Genomic DNA, 18,282 nt, shown 5'->3' with positions numbered 1-18,282 from the left:
CACGGCCCGCTCCACGCAATGTTATAGTATTCCATTGCCGGGAGCGGGCTCGCCCGCGCAAGGGGCGCCGGCCGGTTCTCGGCCGAACGCCCAAACATGTAACGTTGTTACAACAGCAAGGCCGTGCCGGCCCTCACTCCGAGCCGCCGCGCAGGGTCGGCAGGCCGATGCCCGCCGCGTCGAAGCCGCCATCCACCGCGAGGATCTGGCCGGTGATGTAGGACGCGCGCGGCCCGGCCAGGAAGACGATCGCCTGGGCCAGTTCCTCTTCGAGGCCGTAGCGGTTGAGCGGGATCGCGGCGTGGTAGTCGGCGCGGATCGCCGGGCTGTGCACAGCCTTGGCCATCGCCGTGTCGACGGGGCCGGGCGCCACCGCGTTGACCCGGATGCCCAGGCCCGCGAGTTCCACCGCCTGCTGCTTGGTGAGGTGCGCGAGCGCGGCCTTGCTGGTGCCGTAGGCGACCCGCAGCGTCGAGGCGCGCAGGCCCGAGATCGACGTGATGTTGACGATCGCGCCCCCGCCGGTCCGCGCCATCACCGGCGCGGCGGCCCGGCTGCACAGGAAGGGGCCGGTGAGGTTGACGGCGAGCACCCGCGCCCATTCCTCGGGCGTGGTGTCGAGGAGCGGCTTGAACACCGCGGTGCCGGCATTGTTGACGAGGGCGTCGAGCCGCCCGAAGCGCTCCGTGGTCTGCGCCACAGCCGCTCCGACCCCGGCCTCCTCCGAGACGTCGCAGGGCAGCGCGAGCGTGCGCTCCGGCGCATCGAGCGCGGCGACCGCGCGCGCGAGTTCTTCGCGATCGATGTCGAGCAGGGCGACGCGCCAGCCCTCCGCGAGCATCAGCGCGGCGGTGGCGAGCCCGATGCCGCGCGCGGCTCCGGTCACGAGGGCGGTTCTGGCATCCTGGGTCATGCGGCGTCCTCCGAGGGCAACCCGGAGCGCTTAACGCCCGGGCGCGTTGCGCGCCATGAAGGTTTCGGGCGAGCCCTGGGCCGGATCCACGAACACGATGTCGGTGGGCGCGCGGCGCGGGGTGTCGATCGACAGGAAGACCAGCGGCTCGGCCAGGATGGTGGGCAGCGCGTGGACGGTGCCGCGCTCGAAGAACAGGAGTTGCCCAGGCCCGAACTCGGCCTCGGTGGCGGGGTCGCCGAGCCAGAAGGTGCCCCGGCCCGAGACCACGTACAGGTACTCGTCGGAGCCCCGGTGGAAATGCGGCGGCGTCGGCCGGTAGACGCGGAAGACCCGCGCGCTCGCCGCCTCCCGGTCGGTGAGGTAGGTGTCGACGAGGAGCGTGTCGGCGGTGGCCGGCAGCGCCAGCGCCTCCGCGATGATGTCGAACCGCCCGGTGGCGGGCGGGGCGGGATCGGTCTCGGCCATCGGTCCTCCCGGCCGCGCGCGGCCAAGCCAGGACGGCAGAGTGGATTGTGCCGCGCCCGGATACAACGACTGCGTTCGGTGCTCAGGCCGTCTCCGCGGCGGCCTGGACATGGACGAGCAGGCCCTGGCCGCCCCGCTCGATGTCCTCGCGCACCGCGTCGCGGGCCTCCGCAGCGTCCCGGCGGCGCAGGGCATCGATCAGCCGGACGTGGGGATGCGGCTCCCAGTCCGGCAGCCCGCCGTCGTAGAGGTGCGACAGGATCGGCCCGCAGCGCACCCACAGCATTTCCACAATGTCGTAGAGCACCGGCAGGCGGCCGAGCCGGCACAGGGCGAGGTGGAACTCGGTGTTGAGGTTCACCGCCCGCGCGAAATCGCGGGTGCGGTGGCAGGTCGAGATGGCGTCGTGGATGCCCGCGAGCGCGTCGATCTCCTCCATCGCCGCCGCCGTGGCCGCGGTGGCGGCGGCGCGGCCTTCGAGGTCGATGCGGATCGCCCGGATCTCCAGGAGTTCGGCCAGCGTCAGCGAGGGCACGACCACGCTGCCGCGGGCGTCGAGCGCCAGCGCTTTTTCCGAGACGAGGCGCAGCAGCGCCTCCCGCATCGGCGTGGCGCTGATCCCGAAGCGCGCCGACATCGGCCGCAGCCGCAGCCGCTCCTTCGGCCGCAACTGCCCGCGCATCAGGGCGGCGCGCAGGTCCGCGTAGGCGCGCTCGCCCAGGTTCTCCCGCACGAGCGGGCGCACCCAGTCGGCCGGTCCGGCCTCCTGACGATCGGGGTCCCGGCTTTTCGGCTGCGCGGAGCGACTTGACATGCGGGCCGGTCTCGGTGGAAGAGTGTTATAACAAATTACATGAGCCCTGATAGCAGGGCCCGCCGCGACCGTCACCACCGTCGCACCCAGGGAGGAACATGATCGCGCTGCGAAAGTCGACCGCCGCGTTCGGGCTCGACCTCGCCGAGGTCGCGTCCCCCGGCCATCCCGGTCCGGGCCTCGTGACGATCGACGTCGCGGCGGCCGGGATCTGCGGCAGCGACGTCCACGCCTACGAATGGACCCCCGGCTACGCCTTCATGGCGCAGGCGCTGCCCGTGACGCTCGGGCACGAATTCGCCGGCACCGTGCGGGCGGTGGGCGCGGGCGTGTCCGGCCTCGCGCCCGGCGACCCGGTGACGTGCTGGCCCACCATCACCTGCGGCGCCTGCGAGGCCTGCCGCGCCGGCCGGCCGCAGGAGTGCTCGGCGCGCACCATCATCGGCCTGCACGCGGATGGCGGCTTCGCCGACGCGGTGACGGTCCCGGCCGCCAATTGCCGCCTCCTGCCCGCGGGCCTGCCCCTCGACGTCGCCGCCCTGACCGAGCCCCTCGGGGTCGCCGTGAACGCCGTGGACGTGGCCGAGCTGCGGCCGGGCGACCGCGTGGTGGTGCTCGGCCCCGGCCCGATCGGGCTCGGCATCGCCTTCGTGGCGCAGGAGCGCGGCGCCCGGGTGCTGCTCGCCGGCCTCGACGACGAGATGCGCCTCGCGAAGGCCCGCGAGATCGGGATCGCGCAGGCGGTCGACCTGCGCGGCGAAAACCTGGAGGCGGCCGTGGCGCGGGTCTTCGGCGGCCCGGCCGACCGGGTGATCGAGGCGACGGGCGTGGCGCGCTCCGTGGCGGACGGCCTCGGCATCCTGCGCTCGGGCGGCATCATGGTGGTGGCGGGCATCCATTCCGGCCCGCTCAGCCTCGACCTCACCGGGTTCGTGCGCAGCAAGAAGCAGCTCCGCGCCGCCCACGACACCACCGCATCCGCCCTCGACGAGGCGATCCGGCTTCTCGCCGCGCATGCGGAAAGGCTCTCGCCCCTCATCACCCATCGGCGCCCGCTCTCGGACGGGATCGCGGCGTTCGAACTCGCCCGCAGCCGCAGGGCCGTGAAGGTCCTGCTGGTGCCGGACCGACCCGAGGCGGCCGACGGCCTCAACCCCCGGACAAGGACACGCGCATGACCATCGCGGTGAAGCCCGCCCCGACCTCCGGGGGCAACATGACCGGCGCCGACGTGCTGGCGAGCGCCCTGCAGCGGCACGGCGTGCGGGAGGTTTTCGGCCAGAGCATCCCCTCGGCCCTTTTTCTGGCCGCCCCGTCCTACGGCATCCGGCAGGTCGGCTACCGGACCGAGAACGCGGGCGCCGCGATGGCGGATGCCTTCGCGCGCGTCTCGGGGCGGGTCGGCGTGGTGGCGGCGCAGAACGGCCCGGCCGCGACGCTGCTCGTCCCCGGCCTCGCCGAGGCGCTGAAGGCCTCGATCCCCGTCGTCGCCATCGTGCAGGACGTGAACCGGCGCTTCACGGACAAGAACGCCTTTCAGGAACTCGACCATTTCGCGCTGTTCTCGGGCGTGGCGAAGTGGGTGCGCCGCATCGGCGATCCGGGCCGGATCGACGACTACGTCGACATGGCCTTCGCGGCGGCCGCCAGCGGCCGGCCCGGCCCGGCGGTGCTGCTGGTGCCCCTCGACGTGCTCGACGAGCGGGCGGAGATCGACGCGGTGGCGCCGCGCCGCGCGGCGAGCCTCGGCACCTATCCGCTCGACCGCACGGTGGCCGACCCGGCCCGCATCGCCGAGGCGGCCGCCCTGATCGCGGGGGCCGAGCGCCCGCTGGTGATCGCGGGCGGCGGCGTCCATTCCTCGGGCGCGAGCGCCGAACTCGCCGCCCTCCAGGCGCTCGGCCTGCCGGTCGGCACCACCGTGATGGGCAAGGGCGCGGTGGACGAGACGCACCCGCTCTCGCTCGGCGTCGTCGGCTACTTCATGGCCCCGCGCGGCCGCTCGGCGCATCTGCGCGAGGTGGTCACGGGGGCCGACGTGGTGGTTCTCGTCGGCAACCGCGCGAACCAGAACGGCACCGACAGCTGGTCGCTCTACCCGCGCGACGCCCGCTACGTGCACATCGACGTGGACGGCGCCGAGATCGGGCGCAACTACGAGGCCCTGCGGCTCGCGGGCGACGCCAAGCTGACGCTGGCGGCCCTGACCGAGGCGCTGCAGGGGAGCGGGCTGCCGGGGTCGCAGGGGAACCGCGCCGCCCTCGAAGCCCGGATCGCCGCGGCGCGGGAGCACCATCGCGAGGACATGGCCCGCCTCGTGGACCTCGACGCGGTGCCGGTGCGCCCCGAGCGCATCCTGGCCGAGATCGACGCGGTGCTCACGCCGGAGACGATCGCGGTGGCGGATGCGAGCTACGCCTCGATCTGGATCGCGAACTTCCTCACCGCCCGCAAGGCCGGGCAGCGATTCCTGACGCCCCGCGGCATCGCGGGCCTGGGCTGGGGCCTGCCCTTCGCGCTCGGCGCGAAGGTCGCCAGGCCCGACGCGCCGGTGATCTGCGTCACCGGCGACGGCGGCTTCGGCCACGTCTGGTCGGAGCTGGAGACGGCCCGGCGCATGAAGCTGCCGGTGGTGCTGGTCGTGCTCAACAACCAGATCCTCGGCTACCAGAAGCACGCCGAACTCTCGCTGTTCGGCAACTTCACCGATGTCTGCCACTTCGAGGCGGTGGACCACGCCGCGATCGCCCGGGCCTGCGGCTGCGCGGGCGTGCGGATCGAGCGCCCGGGCGACCTCGCCGAGGCGCTGCGCACCGCGCTGGCGGCGGACGGTGTGACGGTGATCGACGTGGTGACCGACCAGCGGGCCTACCCGCCGATCACCAGCTTCGAGGGCAAGGACGCGCTGGCGTATTGATCTACTCGGGCGAAGGGCGCGGGGAACCCCTCTCCCGTGCGGGAGAGGGGCAGGGGTGAGGGTCCAGGTGGAGCCGCACTGAAGCACGGAGCGTCGTGAGGGGAGCGGAAGGGTTCAGGCTCAAGTACGAAGCGTGGTGCTGGTAGCGGCAGCGTTCCGGATACTTACTGCCCCCCTCCCGGGACCCTCACCCCTACCCCTCTCCCGCACGGGAGAGGGGATCCCGCGTCCCGGCTTCCGAGCGGAGGCGGAGCGGACAAGCTGGTTGTCGAGACGGGCATCGGAGCCCGCGGGATCGGAGGGAGGAACCATGAGGAAGTCTGTCGTGGCGGCATCGGTCGCCGCCGTCGTGATGGGGCTCGCCGCCGGCGCGGCGCGGGCCGACGTGAAGTTCGGCGCGCTCTACCCGTTCAGCGGGCAGCTCGCCCTGCTCGGCGAGGAGAGCGCCCGGGGCCTGGAACTCGCCGTCGAGGAGATCAACGCGGCCGGGGGCGTGCAGGGCGAGAAGGTCGTGCTGGTGCGCGGCGACGCCGTGGACAACAACCAGGCGATCGGCGAGGCGCGCCGCCTGATCTCGCTGGAGCGGGTGGTGGCCCTGTTCGGCACCTACTCCTCGGCCCGCTCGATCGCGGCGAGCCAGGTGGCCGAACTCGCGGGCGTGCCGTATTTCGAGCTCGGCGCGGTGGCCGACGAGGTCACGGGCCGCGGCCTCAAGTTCCTCTACCGCACCAACCCGACGGCCGAGGACATGGCCAAGCTCGCGGTCGAGATGATCGTCAACAAGGTCGCGGGCGGCCTCGGCAAGAAGCCCGAGGAGCTGAAGATCGGGATCATCCACGAGGATTCGAACTACGGTACCTCGGTGGCCGGCCACCAGAAAAAGTACGCGGCGGCCGCCAAGCTGAACGTCGTCACCTCGCAGGCCTACCCGGCCTCGACGGTCGACATGTCGTCGCTGGTCCTCGACCTGAAGCGGCGCGGCGTCGATCTCGTGCTGCAGACCTCCTACCAGAACGATTCCGTGCTCTTCCTGCAGCAGGCCAACGAGGCCGGCTTCAAGCCCGGCGCGATCATCGGCGGGGGCGGCGGCTACTCGATGCAGCCCACCGCCGACGCGGTCGGCCACGGCGTCATCGAGGGCGTGCTCGACACCGACTTCACCCAGTTCCTCGTCAACACCAAGTACACGCCGGGCATCGATGGCTTCGTCGAGGCCTACAAGAAGAAGTACAACGGCAACCCGCGCTCCGGCCACTCGCTCAACAACTATGTCGGGGCCAAGCTCATCCTGCAGGAGCTGAACAAGACGAAGGGCTTCACGCCGGACACGATCACCAAGGCGATGAAGAACCTTGACGTCCAGGCGGGCACGACCGCGGTCGGCTACGGCTTCAAGTTCGGCCAGAACAACCAGAACGAGCGGGCCGCGATGATGGGCATGCAGTGGCAGAACGGCAAGCTCGTCACGGTCTACCCGGACGCGGCGGCGGTCTCGCCGATGCAGTTCCGCAAGTAGGTCGATCCCACGGCGGCGGGACGACCCCGCCGCCGTTCCCGATGACACCCTGTCGCCGAGGCGCGCATGGACATCCTCCTGCAGGTACTCGCCAACGGCCTGATGCTCGGCGGCCTGTTCGCCATCGTGAGCGTCGGGCTCACGCTGATCTTCGGCATCGTCAAGGTCGTGAACTTCGCCCACGGCGAGTTCCTGATGGTCGGGATGTACGGGACCTACCTCGTCACCGGCGCGCTGGGCCTGCACCCCTTCGTGGCGGTGATCGCGGTGGTGCCGGTGCTCTTTGTCCTGGGCGCGCTGACCCAGCGGCTGCTGATCCAGCCGCTGATGGCGTCGGGCGACGACCACATCCAGATCTTCGCCACCGTCGGCCTGTCGACGGCGCTGATCAACCTCGCGCTGCTCGTCTTCGGGGCCGACATCGCCAACACGCCCCCGCACGGCCTGCGCGCGCCGGTCGAGATCGGCCCCGTGCGGGTGCTCGCCGGGCAGATCGTGATCTTCCTCGCGGCGATCGCGCTGGTGGTCGGGCTGCAGCTCTTCCTCGCCCGCACCCAGACCGGCCGGGCGATCCGGGCGGTGGCGCAGAACCGCGCCGCGGCGGAGCTGATGGGCATCGACGTGAAGCGCATCTACGCGCTCACCTTCGGCATCGGCGCGGCCTGCGTGGGCGTCGCCGCGGTGCTGGTGGCACCGCTCTACCCGACCTCGCCCAACAGCGGCACCTACTTCGTGCTCACCGCCTTCGTGGTGGTGGTGCTGGGGGGATTGGGCTCCATCGGCGGCGCCTTCGCGGGCTCGCTGCTGATCGGGCTCATCGACAGCGTGGCGGGATTCTACGTCGGCTCGGACATGCGCGAAATCGCGGTGTTCGGCGTCTTCCTGCTGATCCTGATCCTGCGGCCCTCCGGCCTGTTCGGCTCGCGGCTCAAGCTCGCGCACGTGTCGCCATGAGGGCCGCCATGAGGGAAGTCATGAGGACCGTCTCCCCGACGACGAACGTCCCGCTCGCTCCCCCGACCGGGGCGCCCGCGCTGCCGCGCTGGCAGGCCGCCGGGCTCGCCCTGGTGCTGGCGGCGCTGGTGGTGCTCCCGGTCGTGGTGGACAACGCCTTCGTCTACCACGTCTTCATCACGATCTGCGTCTTCGCCGCGCTCTCGACCGCCTGGAACATCGTCGGCGGCTTCACCGGCCAGCTCTCGCTCGGCCACGGCATCTTCTACGGCATCGGCGCCTATGCGGGGGTGATCCTCGCCGGCCTCGGCATCACGCCGTGGCTCGGGATGTTCGCCGGGGCGGCGCTGGCGGTGATCGTCGCGGTGGCGATCAGCTATCCGTGCTTCCGCCTGCGCGGCCCGTTCTTCTCGCTCGCCACCATCGCCTTCCTGGAGGTCTTCCGCGTCCTCGCCCTGCATTTCCGCGAGGTCACGGGCGGCGCGACCGGGCTGATGATCCCGCTCAAGCTCGGCTGGGAGTGGATGGTGTTTCGCGAGCGCCCGCCGCAGCTCGCCATCGCCTTCGGCCTGCTGCTCGCGACGCTGGCGGTGGCGTGGTTCGTGCGCTGGCGCCGGCTCGGCTACTACCTCGTGGCGACGCGCGAACGCGAATCCGCCGCGCAGGCGGCCGGCGTCGACACCGTGCGGGTGCGCCTCGTCGCGGTGGCGGTCTCGGGCGGATTGACCGCGATCGTCGGCACCTTCCACGCGATGTACCTCACCTACATCGAGCCGGCGGCGATGTTCTCGCTGACGCTCTCGATCCAGATCGCGATGTTCGCCCTGATCGGCGGCATCGGCACGGTGTTCGGGCCGCTGCTGGGCGCGGTGCTCCTCGTGCCGATCACCGAACTCGCCCGCGGCTGGCTCGGCGCCAAGGCGCTGGGGCTGCACGGTCTCGTCTACGGCCTCGTGCTGATGCTGGTCGTGCTGTTCATGCCGAACGGGCTGATGGGGCTCGTCGCCCGGCTCGGGCGCCGCCCGGCCTCCCGCGGGGCGCAGGCGGCCCCCGCCGCACCGGCGGCCGCGGCGGCGCGCCCCGCCATCGGCGCCGACATCCTGCGCGTCGAGGGGCTGCAGAAGCATTTCGGCGGCCTGCACGTCACCAACGACGTCGGCTTCACCCTGCGGGAGGGCGAGATCCTCGGGCTGATCGGCCCGAACGGTGCCGGCAAGACCACGGTCTTCAACATGATCTCGGGCTTCCTGCAGCCCGACCAGGGCCGCGTCAGCGTGCGTGGCCCGGACGGCACGTGGCACCAGCCGGTGACGCCCGCGGATTTCGCCGGCCTCGGGGTCGGCCGCACCTTCCAGATCGTCCAGCCCTTCGCGGCGATGACGGTCGAGGAAAATATCATGGTGGGGGCCTTCCACCGGCACGCGGACGTGCGGGAGGCCCGCGAGGTGGCGCGCGAGACCGCCCACCGGATGGGCCTCGGCCCCTGGCTCGACGTCGAGGCGCGCGGCCTCACCATCGGCGGCTTCAAGCGGCTGGAGGTGGCGCGCGTGATGGCGATGCAGCCGCGCGTCCTCCTCCTCGACGAGGTGATGGCCGGCATCAACCAGACCGACGTGCGCCGGGCCATCGACCTGATGCTGTCGATCCGCGACAGCGGCGTCAGCATCATCGCCATCGAGCACGTGATGCAGGCGGTGATGTCGCTCTCCGACCGGGTGATCGTGCTCAATTCCGGGCGGATCATCGCCGAGGGCAAACCGCAGGAGGTGGTCCGCGACCCGGTCGTCGTCGAAGCCTATCTCGGCAAGGAGTTCGTCCATGCTCAGGCTTGAGGGCGTCCACGCGGGCTACGGCGCCACCACCATCCTGCACGACGTCTCGCTCGACGTCGCGGCCGGCGAGGTGGTGACGATCATCGGGGCGAACGGTGCCGGCAAGACCACGACGCTGCGCACCATCGCGGGCCTTCTCACCCCCACCGCCGGTCGCATCACCTTCGAGGGGCAGGACGTCACGCGCCTGTCCGGCCACGAGATGGTGGAGCGGGGCGTCACGCTGATCCCGGAGGGCCGCCAGCTCTTTCCCGAGATGAGCGTGCGCGAGAACCTGCTGATGGGCGCCTACCGCCGCGCCGCCCGGCCGCGGCAGGCCGAGACCCTGGAGGAGGTGCTGGAGCTGTTTCCCCGGGTGCGCGAGCGCCTCGACCAGAATGCCGGCTCGCTCTCGGGCGGCGAGCAGCAGATGGTCGCCATCGCGCGGGGCATGATGGCGCGGCCCAAGCTCCTGATGTTCGACGAGCCCTCCCTCGGGCTCGCGCCGATCATCGTCTCCCAGGTCTTCGCGGTGGTGGACCGGATCGTGCGCAGCGGCGTCACGGTCCTGATCGTGGAGCAGAACGTCTTCCACACGCTCCAGGTCGCCGATCGCGGCTACGTGCTGGAGAACGGCGAGATCGTGCTGCGGGACGAGGCCAAGGCGCTCCTCGACAACGACCACGTCCGGCGGGCCTATCTGGGGATCTGAGATGAGCGAACGCGAGACGAACCCGGCGAGCATCGCCGGACGGCCGAGCCATGCGGGCCGGCGCGTGCTGGTGACGGGGGCCGGGCGCGGCATCGGCCGGGCCATCGCGGCGGGCTTCGCCGCCCGCGGCGCGCAGGTCGGCGTGGCGGACGTGAACCGCGAAGACGTCGCCGAGACCGTGCAGGCCATCGAGGCGGCGGGCGGGCGGGCGCTGGCGCTGCTGCTCGACGTCGCCGATTACGCCGAGGTCGAGACGCGGCTCGCGGAGGCGGCGCTCGCCCTCGACGGCCCCTTCGACACGGTGATCAACAACGCCGGCATCTCGCCCAAGCACGACGGCGTGGCCCACAAGGTCTGGGAGATGGACCCGGCCGAGTGGAGCCGGGTGATCGCCGTCAACCTCTCGGGCTGCTTCCACACCGTGCGGGCGCTCAGCCCCGCCATGCGCGAGGCGGGGCGCGGCTGGATCGTCAACCTGTCGTCGGTGGCCGGCAAGACCTACTCGCCGATCGTGGCCTGCCACTACGCGGCCTCCAAGGCCGCCCTGATCGGCCTCACCAAGCACCTCGCGGCGGAACTCGGGCCCTTCGGCATCCGGGTCAACGCCATCGCGCCGGGCCGCATCGAGACCCCGATGGTGCGCGGCGTGGGCGAGGCGGTGAACGCCGAGCAGGCCCGCCTCACCCCGATGCAGCGCCTCGGCCAGCCCGAGGAGGTGGCCGACCTCGCCCTCTACCTCACCTCCGCCGAGGCGAGCTTCGTCACGGGCCAGACCGTGGACGTCGCGGGCGGCCTCTACATGACCTGAGGACCGCGCATGCGCGAGATCACCGGCACCACCCGCGTCTACGGGATCCTGGCCGACCCGATCTACCACGTGAAGACGCCCCAGGTGATGAACGCGCTCTTCGCGCAGGCCGGCGTCGCGGGCGTGCTGGTGCCGTTCCACGTGGCGCCCGACGGCCTCGCGGCGGCGGTGGAGGGGCTGCGCCGGATGCGGAACTTCGGCGGCTTCATCGCCACCGTGCCGCACAAGACCGCGATGCTCGATCTCTGCGACGAGGTCTCGCCCGACGCGCGCGGCGTCGGCGCGGTCAATTGCGTGCGCCGCGACCCCGACGGGCGGATGATCGGCACCATGCTCGACGGCCTCGGCTTCGTGGCGGCCCTGCGCGCCTCGGGCGAGGACCCGGCGGGCAAGCGGGTGTGCCTGGCGGGCGCGGGCGGGGCGGCGAGCGCCATCGCCTTCGCGCTGGCCGGCGCCGGCATCGCGCATCTCACGGTGGTCAACCGCACCCCCGCCCGCACGGACGGGCTGCTCGCGCGCCTCGCCGCCGCCCATCCCGGCCTCTCGCTCGCCACCGATCCGGGTGGGGGTGCGCACCACCTCCTCGTCAACGGCACCTCGCTCGGCATGCGCTCCGACGACCCCCTCCCCCTCGATCCGGCCCTGCTCGCGGGGCGTCCCTTCGTGGCCGAGGCGATCATGGAACCCGAGATGACGCCGCTCCTGCGGGCGGCGGAGGAGGCGGGCTGCCGCATCCAGCGCGGGCGGCCGATGCTGGAATGCCAGATCGTCCTGATGGCGCAGCACATGGGGGCGCTGGACGGGGACGCCGCGCGGTGACGGAGACCTTCGACTTCATCATCGTCGGCGGCGGCACGGCGGGCTGCGTGCTCGCCGACCGGCTCAGCGCCTCGGGCAGCCGCTCGGTGCTGATGCTGGAGGCGGGCGGCCGCGCGCGCCATCCCTGGATCACGATTCCGGCCGGCTTCAGCAAGCTCCTCACCAACCCGGCCTACAACTGGCGCTTCTGGACCGAGCCCGAGGAGGCGACCGGGGGTCGGGTGATCGCGGTGCCGCGGGGCAAGGGGCTCGGCGGCTCGACGCTCATCAACGGCATGATCTACGTCCGCGGGCAGCCGCAGGATTACGACCAATGGGCTCAGGCCGGCTGCACCGGCTGGGGCTTCGAGGACGTCCTCCCGTACTTCCGCCGGATCGAGGATTTTACCGGGCCGGCCGACCCGCTGCGCGCCCGCGGCGGTCCCCTCCCGATCGTCGAGGTGGCCGAGCGGCCCGTCATCGCCGAGGCCTTCATCGCGGCGGCCGAGGCCGCGGGCTACCCGCGCAATCCCGACTACAACGCCGCCAGCCAGGACGGCTTCGGCTATTATCAGGTGAACCAGCGCGGCGGCCGGCGCGTCACCGCGGCGGATGCCTACCTGGCGCCGGCCCTGCGCCGCCCGAACCTCGCGGTGCGCACCGAAGCGCACGTGCTGCGCCTCACCTTCGCGGAGGACCGCGCCACCGGCGTGGTGGCCCGCATCGGCGGCGAGGAGCGGCATTTCGCGGCCCGCGCCGAGGTGATCCTGGCCGCGGGCGCCGCCCAGACGCCGCAGATCCTCGAACTCTCCGGCATCGGCGACCCGGCGATCCTGTCGGGCATCGGCGTGCCGGTGCGCCACGCGTCGCCGGGGGTGGGGGCGAACTACATCGACCATTACTGCACCCGCATGAACTGGCGGGTGCGCCAGCCGGTGACGCTCAACGAGGCGACCCGCGGCTACCGCCTCGCGCTCGCGGTGGCGCAGTACGCGGCGACGCGCCGGGGCATCCTGACGCTCGGCACCGGTCTCGCCCACGGCTTCGTGCGCACGCGGCCGGGCCTGGAGGGGCCGGACGTCCAGTACTTCTTCATGCACGCGAGCTACGCCAACGCGGCCGAGCGCAAGCTCGACGTCGCGCCCGGCATGACGGTGGGCGTGACGCAGCTGCGCCCGCAATCGCGCGGCAGCATCCACGCCGCCTCGCCCGACCCGCTCCGGCCGCCGGTGATCCGCCCGAACTTCCTCGCCACCGAGGAGGACCGGCGCGCGATGATCGAGGGCATGAAGATCGCCCGGCACATCGTCGCGCAGGCGCCGATGGACGCCTACCGGGCGCACGAACTCAACCCCGGCCCCGATTGCCGCACCGACGCCGACTGGCTCGACTTCGCCCGCCGCGACGGTCAGACGATCTACCACATCTGCGGCACCTGCCGGATGGGACGGGACCCTCTCGCGGTCACCGATCCGGAGCTGCGGGTGCGGGGCGTGCGGGGCCTGCGGGTGGCCGACGCCTCGATCATGCCGGACATCGTCTCGGGCAACACTCAGGCGGCAGTGTTCATGATCGCCGAGAAGGCGGCGGATCTGATCAGGGCGGCGGGGTGAGCGGGCGGTGACGCGGCGTTCGTCCTGACCGATCCCGATGAAGCGCTGGCAGCGCGAGGAATCCCTCTTCCGTGCGGGCTAGCATATTCAGACATCTCACCCGGATACCCCGGCTCGAAGCGTGATCCTGGCGAGTCGGCCGCTGATTTCATTGCGGTCTTCGCTGCGCTCAAGCTTGTGGCGCCGAAAATTGGCCGATCTGCTAATACCAACGGTCATTTCCAATGACCGTTGGTTCCGCTCTCGAATTTTCGTCAAGCCCTTGGCTTGATGTCGAAAATTCGAGATAATTCAACTGCCCGATGCGTCAGCATTCTGGGCCGTTGGTATAAGTCATTGTCACACTTTTATTCTTCGAGATGTGTAAATGCGCTGGCCCACTCGCGAGAGGGGTTCCCGCGCTCGGCGAGGGACGTCGCGTCGGCTCGGCACAAGCGTCTGTATCGGAATCGGTTCTCGCCTTCTGCGACTGCACTAACCCGGAGAGACGGGCTGCGCCCGGGCGTCCCGTTCCAAATCCAGCGCGTCGAGCAGGTCGCGCGCCGCTTCGTCCGGGCTCGCCGCCCGCATGAGGCCTCCCATGACGGCGACACCGGCGGCCCCGGCCTCCAGGCAGGCGCGGGCCGTTCCGGGCTCGATGCCGCCGAGCGCCATCACCGGCACGCCGAGAGGGACCGCCGCGCGCACTCCGTCGAGGCCGAGCGCCGGGCCGTAGCCCGGCTTGCTGGCGGTCGTGAAGATCGGGCTCAGGGTGACGTAGTCGGCACCCGCCTCGCGCGCGGCCGCGACGTCCGGCAGGGAATGGGCCGAGACGCCGATCAGCGCACCCGCGCCGAGCCGCGTCCGTGCTGAGGCCACGGCTGCGGCCTCGCCGAGATGCGCCCCGTCCGCGCCGACCCGCGCGGCGAGCGCGACGTCGCGCCCGATGGTCAGCCGGCCGCCGGCCGCCCGGATCGGCCCGATCAGGTCCGCCGCCAGGACGGCGCGCTCCTCCTCGGGCAGGTCGCGGTCGCGCAGCCAGACCCAGCGGGCGCCGCCCGCGAGCGCGGCGCCGACGCGCCGGGCGAGCGGCACCGCCGCCCCGTGCCGGTCCGTGACGACGAGGAGCCGCGAGGGCAGCGGGTTCATGCGCCGAGAGTCATGATGCAGGATTCATGATGCAGGCATCACGACCCGACGAGGCCGAGTTGCGGGCTCGACGGCTCGGCCCGGGCGCGCCGCGGGATGCGCCCGGCCCCATGGGCGAGGCGCCCGGCCTCGACGGCGTGGCGCATGGCGCGGGCCATCCGCACCGGGTCGTCGGCCTTGGCCACCGCGGTGTTGAGCAGCACCGCCGCCGCCCCGAGCTCCATCGCGATCACCGCGTCGGAGGCGGTGCCGATGCCGGCATCGACGATCACCGGCACCGGGGAGCGGCGGCAGATCAGTTCGAGGTTGGCGGGGTTCGCCACGCCCATGCCGGAGCCGATCAGCGATCCCATCGGCATCACGGCCGCCGCGCCGAGGTCGGCGAGCCGGCTGCACACCACCGGATCGTCGTTGCAGTAGGGCAGGACGACGAAGCCCGCATCGACCAGCTGGCGCGTCGCCTCGATCGTCTCGGCCACGTCCGGATACAGCGTTTCCCGGTCGCCGATGACTTCGACCTTGATCCAGTTGGTGCCGAGCGCCTCGCGGGCGAGTTCGGCGGTCGTCACGGCGTCGCGGGCGGTCTCGCAGCCGGCGGTGTTGGGCAGGAAGCGGAAGCCCCCGAGCATCGAGACCGTGTCGGAGCCGTGGCCCTTCAGCGACACGCGCCGGATCGACACCGTCGCCACCTCGGCGCCGCTCGCCCGCACCGCCTCGGCCATGATGGCCTGGGTGGGGTAGCCGGCGGTGCCGATGAGCAGGCGGGAGCGCAGCCGCGTGCCGGCGATCACCAGGGCGTCGTCGGTCTCGCGGGCGATGGGGGTGACGGTGTCGGTCATTGTCGCAACTCCGAAAACAGGCGCGCGGTGCGCGCGGTCGGGCCTGAGAGCGGGGGCCTCACCCGCCCTGCATCGCCCGCACGATCTCGACCCGGTCGCCTTCGGCGAGCCGGGTCTGCGCCCAGTCGCCCCGCCGCACCACGGCGCCGTTGAGCGCGATGGCGAAGCCCTGAGGACCGGGCAGGTCGAGGTCGGCCGTCTCCTGGCGCCAGAGGGCGTCGAGGGTCTCGGCCTCGCAGTCGCGGGGCTCGCCGTTGACGGTCAGCCTCATGAGTGACCCCGCAGGCGGTCGGCGGCGCGGAACCGCTCCGGCCCGAAGGGAGCGGCCACCGGCGGCAGCGCGCCGCGCAGGATCAGGTCGGCGATGGAGCCGGCGGTCACGGGTGCCAGCAGGTAGCCGTTGCGGTGGTGGCCCACCGCCAGGACGAGGCCCGGCAGCGCCTCGCCGAGGAGCGGCGCGTCGTCGTCGGAGGTCGGGCGGAAGCCGGTCCAGACCCCCTCGACCGGCATCTCCTCGATGCCCGGACAGGCGCGGCGCGCGCCCTCCAGCAGGGCGAACAGGCCGCCGGCCGTGAGCGTCGGATCGAAGCCGCATTCCTCGACGGTCGCGCCGACGATGAGGTGGCCGTCGCCCTTCGGCGCCATGTGGATCTGCTCGGTCCAGACCACGTGGTCGAGCCGCCCGCTGCGCGGCGTCATCCGCAGGGCCAGCGACTGGCCCTTGAGGGGCCGCACCGGCAGGGCGAGGTCGGGCAGCAGACTTCCCTCACCGGCCCAGGCGCCGGAGGCGAGCACCACGGTGCCGGCCCGCAGCAGGCCCGCCGCGGTGCGCAGGCCGACGACGCGCCCGCCCGCGCGCTCCAGCGCCTCGACCGGGCACTCTTCCACGAGGCGCCCGCCGGCGGCGCGCAGCGCGCGCCGGAGCGCCGTCATGACGCGGGCGGGATCGACCTGATGGTCGTCGGGGCAGAAGAGGCCGGCCGTGACGGTGGGGCGCAGGCCCGGCTCGCGGGCACGCACCTGCGGGCCGGACAGCCACTCGGCCGCGAGCCCAGCCCGGCGCTGCAGCTCGTGGCGGAAGCGCAGGCGCTCGACCTCGTCGCGGCCGAGCGCGATCACCAGGGTGCCCTCGCGCCGGTAATCGATGGTCTGGCCGGAGGCCGCTTCGAGCGCGTCGCGGAAGCCGGCCCAGAGGCGCTGGCTCTCCAGCGCCAGGGGCAGCAGCGCATCGCCGCCCGGCTCGTGCTCGGCCGCCGCGGCCAGCATGCCGGTGGCGGCCAGGCTCGCGCCGTCGCCCGCCCGGCCCCGCTCCAGCACGGCGACCGACAGGCCGGCCGCCGCGAGGCGCCACGCGACCGAGAGGCCGATCAGCCCGGCCCCGACCACCGCGACGTCGGCGCGTTCGGGCAGGCGGTCGTTCGCCGGGGCGGCCTCCTCGCCGCGGCGCCGGCCGATCGGGGATGCAGGGGAGGAACGCAACCAAGGTCTCCACGGTGGCCCGTAGAGAGTGAACGCTGCGCCCGTTCTTCGCTGAAGCGCTGGGTCTGCGGACCCCGTCCAATCCCTACGCCGGTATGAGCCGGATCAGGTTCGAAGGATTTCCGCGCCGAGCAGCCCGAAGGCGGCTCCAGCGGTGTCTCAGCCCCTTGCCGGGGATCTCCCTGGAACGGACGGAATGTGGGCGAGCCCCGGCCCGCCGTCAATGGCCGGACCGGGCCGGGCGGTAGATCGCGATCTCTTCCGGGATGCCATCGAGGGGATGGCTGCCCAGCGGCTCCGGGTCCCCCCAGAGAAAATCCACGAAGGGCTTCGACATCAGGAGCGGTTCGGCCAGCAGCTTGTTGAGCTTGGCGAGGCGGCTGGCGAGGTTCACGTCGCGGCCGATCACCGTGAAGTCGAGCCGCGCGCCCGAGCCGACATTGCCGTAGGCCGCCTCGCCGTGATGGAGGGCGATGCCGGCGCTGATGCGGGTGGGGAAGCGCGCGGCGGCGTTGGCCTCGTCCAGGCGCCGCAGCGCGGTCTGGGCGGCGGTGAGCGCGCTCTGGGCCGCGCCGCCGAGGCCGTCGCCGGTCTCGCGGAAGATCGCGAGCAGGCCGTCGCCCATGTATTTCAGCACCTCGCCGCCCTCGCTCTCGATCGGCGGCACGAGGCAGTCGAAATAGGTGTTCAGCAAGTCGACCGACGCCTCGGGCGTCAGGGCCTGCGTGAGGTGGGTGTAGCTGCGCATGTCGGCGAACAGGATCGCCGAGCGGATGCGCTCCACCTGCCCCCGCCGGATCGAGCCCGACAGGATCGCGTGGTGCGGCCCGTCGCCGACGTAGATGCGCAGCACCTGATCGAGGCGGGTGTTGAGGCCGCGCATCTCCATCACCGCCGAGAGCGTCGGCACGATGAAGCGCAGGACGGCGATCGACTCGGCCGAGAAACCCGCGGGCGAACGGGTCGCGAAGGTGACGCCGTTGTTGGTGCCGTTGGTGAAGAAGATCGGGATGGTGAGGTGGTGGCGATAGCCGGCGGCCTTCAGCTCCGCGACGATGCCGAAGCGGTCGTCGGGCGTCTTGTCGAGGTCGAGGAGCAGCCACTCGCCGGTGGCGTAGACGACCGCGAAGGGGCTCTCGGCGAGCGCCCGGTCGGAGGCCTCCCCGTGCGGGAAGAGCCGCAGGGTGACCCCGCCTTCCCGGGTCCAGAACCGGCCGACGCCGGTATATTCCGAATGCAGGGCGTCGATCGCCGTGGTGGCCCGGTCGACCGGGATGCCGAGATCGTTCAGGCGCTGGGCCAGCCCGGCCAGGAGATCGCCGGATTCTGGCATGCGCGCGCCCTCGCTGAGCAGCCAGTCCCGCAGGGCGACGCAGGCCCGAAACAGGCCGATCGGAATGGCACCGGCCTCCGAGCCGTCCGCCGCGGCCGTGGGGTGTTGGGCGGGAGCTGGGGGGGCGGCGCGGGGCATGAGCCGGAGATGGGTGGGCGCTACGGCCAAGGCAAGGCTTC

Annotated in this window: 17 protein-coding genes and 1 riboswitch; of the genes, 9 read left to right on the top strand and 8 right to left on the bottom strand. The window is 72.3% G+C overall.

Annotated elements, in window-relative coordinates; genetic code table 11:
* Positions 1-133: 133 nt before the first annotated feature.
* The 3 genes from ACKUB9_RS08815 to ACKUB9_RS08805 form a co-directional block, all read right to left on the bottom strand.
* Positions 134-913, bottom strand: coding sequence for an SDR family NAD(P)-dependent oxidoreductase (locus ACKUB9_RS08815; RefSeq protein ID WP_407520517.1), 780 nt, complete (start codon positions 911-913; stop codon positions 134-136).
* Positions 914-943: 30 nt separating this feature from the next.
* Positions 944-1,381 carry a cupin domain-containing protein gene (locus ACKUB9_RS08810; protein WP_407520519.1) on the bottom strand — a complete coding sequence of 146 codons (438 nt, stop codon included), beginning with the start codon at positions 1,379-1,381 and terminating at the stop codon, positions 944-946.
* 82 nt (positions 1,382-1,463) lie between these two features.
* Positions 1,464-2,195 (bottom strand): GntR family transcriptional regulator, encoded by a 732-nt coding sequence (locus ACKUB9_RS08805; RefSeq protein ID WP_407520521.1) that lies wholly within the window; start codon positions 2,193-2,195, stop codon positions 1,464-1,466.
* 98 nt (positions 2,196-2,293) lie between these two features.
* On the opposite strand from ACKUB9_RS08805, the gene ACKUB9_RS08800 reads away from it, so the two are divergent.
* The 9 genes from ACKUB9_RS08800 (at position 2,294) to ACKUB9_RS08760 (ending at position 13,324) form a co-directional block, all read left to right on the top strand.
* Entirely contained in the window at positions 2,294-3,373 is a 1,080-nt protein-coding gene (locus ACKUB9_RS08800; RefSeq protein ID WP_407520523.1) for a zinc-dependent alcohol dehydrogenase, read from the top strand.
* A complete protein-coding gene (locus ACKUB9_RS08795) occupies positions 3,370-5,112 on the top strand; it encodes an acetolactate synthase catalytic subunit (RefSeq protein WP_407520525.1) in 1,743 nt (580 codons plus the stop codon). The genes ACKUB9_RS08800 and ACKUB9_RS08795 overlap by 4 nt, the downstream gene beginning before the upstream one ends.
* 310 nt (positions 5,113-5,422) lie before the next feature.
* Positions 5,423-6,628, top strand: a complete 1,206-nt coding sequence (locus ACKUB9_RS08790; protein WP_407520527.1) for an ABC transporter substrate-binding protein — start codon at positions 5,423-5,425, stop codon at positions 6,626-6,628.
* Positions 6,629-6,694: 66 nt separating this feature from the next.
* Positions 6,695-7,582 (top strand): branched-chain amino acid ABC transporter permease, encoded by an 888-nt coding sequence (locus tag ACKUB9_RS08785; protein WP_407520529.1) that lies wholly within the window; start codon positions 6,695-6,697, stop codon positions 7,580-7,582.
* A 20-nt stretch (positions 7,583-7,602) separates the two neighbouring features.
* Complete coding sequence (locus ACKUB9_RS08780; protein ID WP_407520531.1) at positions 7,603-9,414, top strand: branched-chain amino acid ABC transporter ATP-binding protein/permease; 1,812 nt, start codon at positions 7,603-7,605, stop codon at positions 9,412-9,414.
* Positions 9,401-10,105, top strand: a complete 705-nt coding sequence (locus ACKUB9_RS08775; protein WP_407520533.1) for an ABC transporter ATP-binding protein — start codon at positions 9,401-9,403, stop codon at positions 10,103-10,105. The genes ACKUB9_RS08780 and ACKUB9_RS08775 overlap by 14 nt, the downstream gene beginning before the upstream one ends.
* A 1-nt stretch (position 10,106) precedes the next feature.
* Positions 10,107-10,913, top strand: a complete 807-nt coding sequence (gene fabG / locus ACKUB9_RS08770; RefSeq protein WP_407520535.1) for a 3-oxoacyl-ACP reductase FabG — start codon at positions 10,107-10,109, stop codon at positions 10,911-10,913.
* 9 nt (positions 10,914-10,922) lie between these two features.
* Positions 10,923-11,732, top strand: a complete 810-nt coding sequence (locus tag ACKUB9_RS08765) for a shikimate dehydrogenase family protein (RefSeq protein ID WP_407520537.1) — start codon at positions 10,923-10,925, stop codon at positions 11,730-11,732.
* Positions 11,672-13,324, top strand: coding sequence for a GMC family oxidoreductase (locus ACKUB9_RS08760; protein ID WP_407520539.1), 1,653 nt, complete (start codon positions 11,672-11,674; stop codon positions 13,322-13,324). Before ACKUB9_RS08765 ends, ACKUB9_RS08760 begins: the two co-directional genes overlap by 61 nt.
* A 474-nt stretch (positions 13,325-13,798) precedes the next feature.
* On the opposite strand, the gene ACKUB9_RS08755 is transcribed toward ACKUB9_RS08760, so the two are convergent.
* The 5 genes from ACKUB9_RS08755 to ACKUB9_RS08735 all read right to left on the bottom strand — a co-directional run bounded on the left by ACKUB9_RS08755 (position 13,799) and on the right by ACKUB9_RS08735 (position 18,241).
* On the bottom strand, positions 13,799-14,452 hold the full coding sequence (locus ACKUB9_RS08755) for a thiamine phosphate synthase (RefSeq protein WP_407520541.1): 654 nt from the start codon (positions 14,450-14,452) through the stop codon (positions 13,799-13,801).
* A 38-nt stretch (positions 14,453-14,490) separates the two neighbouring features.
* Positions 14,491-15,291 (bottom strand): thiazole synthase, encoded by an 801-nt coding sequence (locus ACKUB9_RS08750; protein ID WP_407520543.1) that lies wholly within the window; start codon positions 15,289-15,291, stop codon positions 14,491-14,493.
* Between the two features lie 58 nt (positions 15,292-15,349).
* The gene (thiS, locus tag ACKUB9_RS08745; protein ID WP_407520545.1) at positions 15,350-15,562 is read right to left on the bottom strand and encodes a sulfur carrier protein ThiS; all 213 of its coding nucleotides are present in this window, start codon (positions 15,560-15,562) and stop codon (positions 15,350-15,352) included.
* Positions 15,559-16,770, bottom strand: a complete 1,212-nt coding sequence (gene thiO, locus ACKUB9_RS08740; protein ID WP_407520547.1) for a glycine oxidase ThiO — start codon at positions 16,768-16,770, stop codon at positions 15,559-15,561. The genes thiS and thiO overlap by 4 nt, the downstream gene beginning before the upstream one ends.
* A 64-nt stretch (positions 16,771-16,834) precedes the next feature.
* Positions 16,835-16,963: riboswitch (TPP riboswitch) on the bottom strand.
* Positions 16,964-16,990: 27 nt separating this feature from the next.
* Entirely contained in the window at positions 16,991-18,241 is a 1,251-nt protein-coding gene (locus ACKUB9_RS08735; RefSeq protein ID WP_407520877.1) for an adenylate/guanylate cyclase domain-containing protein, read from the bottom strand.
* Positions 18,242-18,282: the final 41 nt, after the last annotated feature.

Source organism: Methylobacterium oryzisoli, from assembly GCF_046557895.1.
Taxonomy (GTDB): Bacteria; Pseudomonadota; Alphaproteobacteria; order Rhizobiales; family Beijerinckiaceae; genus Methylobacterium; species Methylobacterium oryzisoli.
Note: the sequence above shows the minus strand (reverse complement) of the source record. Positions and strands in the feature narration are given on the sequence as shown.

Bases quoted from the DNA above. Each gene is read 5' to 3' on its own strand.
- ACKUB9_RS08815 (WP_407520517.1), bottom strand. From the start codon at position 913: ATGACCCAGGATGCCAGAACCGCCCTCGTGACCGGAGCCGCGCGCGGC.
- ACKUB9_RS08810 (WP_407520519.1), bottom strand. From the start codon at position 1,381: ATGGCCGAGACCGATCCCGCCCCGCCCGCCACCGGGCGGTTCGACATC.
- ACKUB9_RS08805 (WP_407520521.1), bottom strand. From the start codon at position 2,195: ATGTCAAGTCGCTCCGCGCAGCCGAAAAGCCGGGACCCCGATCGTCAG.
- ACKUB9_RS08800 (WP_407520523.1), top strand. From the start codon at position 2,294: ATGATCGCGCTGCGAAAGTCGACCGCCGCGTTCGGGCTCGACCTCGCC.
- ACKUB9_RS08795 (WP_407520525.1), top strand. From the start codon at position 3,370: ATGACCATCGCGGTGAAGCCCGCCCCGACCTCCGGGGGCAACATGACC.
- ACKUB9_RS08790 (WP_407520527.1), top strand. From the start codon at position 5,423: ATGAGGAAGTCTGTCGTGGCGGCATCGGTCGCCGCCGTCGTGATGGGG.
- ACKUB9_RS08785 (WP_407520529.1), top strand. From the start codon at position 6,695: ATGGACATCCTCCTGCAGGTACTCGCCAACGGCCTGATGCTCGGCGGC.
- ACKUB9_RS08780 (WP_407520531.1), top strand. From the start codon at position 7,603: ATGAGGACCGTCTCCCCGACGACGAACGTCCCGCTCGCTCCCCCGACC.
- ACKUB9_RS08775 (WP_407520533.1), top strand. From the start codon at position 9,401: ATGCTCAGGCTTGAGGGCGTCCACGCGGGCTACGGCGCCACCACCATC.
- fabG (WP_407520535.1), top strand. From the start codon at position 10,107: ATGAGCGAACGCGAGACGAACCCGGCGAGCATCGCCGGACGGCCGAGC.
- ACKUB9_RS08765 (WP_407520537.1), top strand. From the start codon at position 10,923: ATGCGCGAGATCACCGGCACCACCCGCGTCTACGGGATCCTGGCCGAC.
- ACKUB9_RS08760 (WP_407520539.1), top strand. From the start codon at position 11,672: ATGCCAGATCGTCCTGATGGCGCAGCACATGGGGGCGCTGGACGGGGA.
- ACKUB9_RS08755 (WP_407520541.1), bottom strand. From the start codon at position 14,452: ATGAACCCGCTGCCCTCGCGGCTCCTCGTCGTCACGGACCGGCACGGG.
- ACKUB9_RS08750 (WP_407520543.1), bottom strand. From the start codon at position 15,291: ATGACCGACACCGTCACCCCCATCGCCCGCGAGACCGACGACGCCCTG.
- thiS (WP_407520545.1), bottom strand. From the start codon at position 15,562: ATGAGGCTGACCGTCAACGGCGAGCCCCGCGACTGCGAGGCCGAGACC.
- ACKUB9_RS08735 (WP_407520877.1), bottom strand. From the start codon at position 18,241: ATGCCCCGCGCCGCCCCCCCAGCTCCCGCCCAACACCCCACGGCCGCG.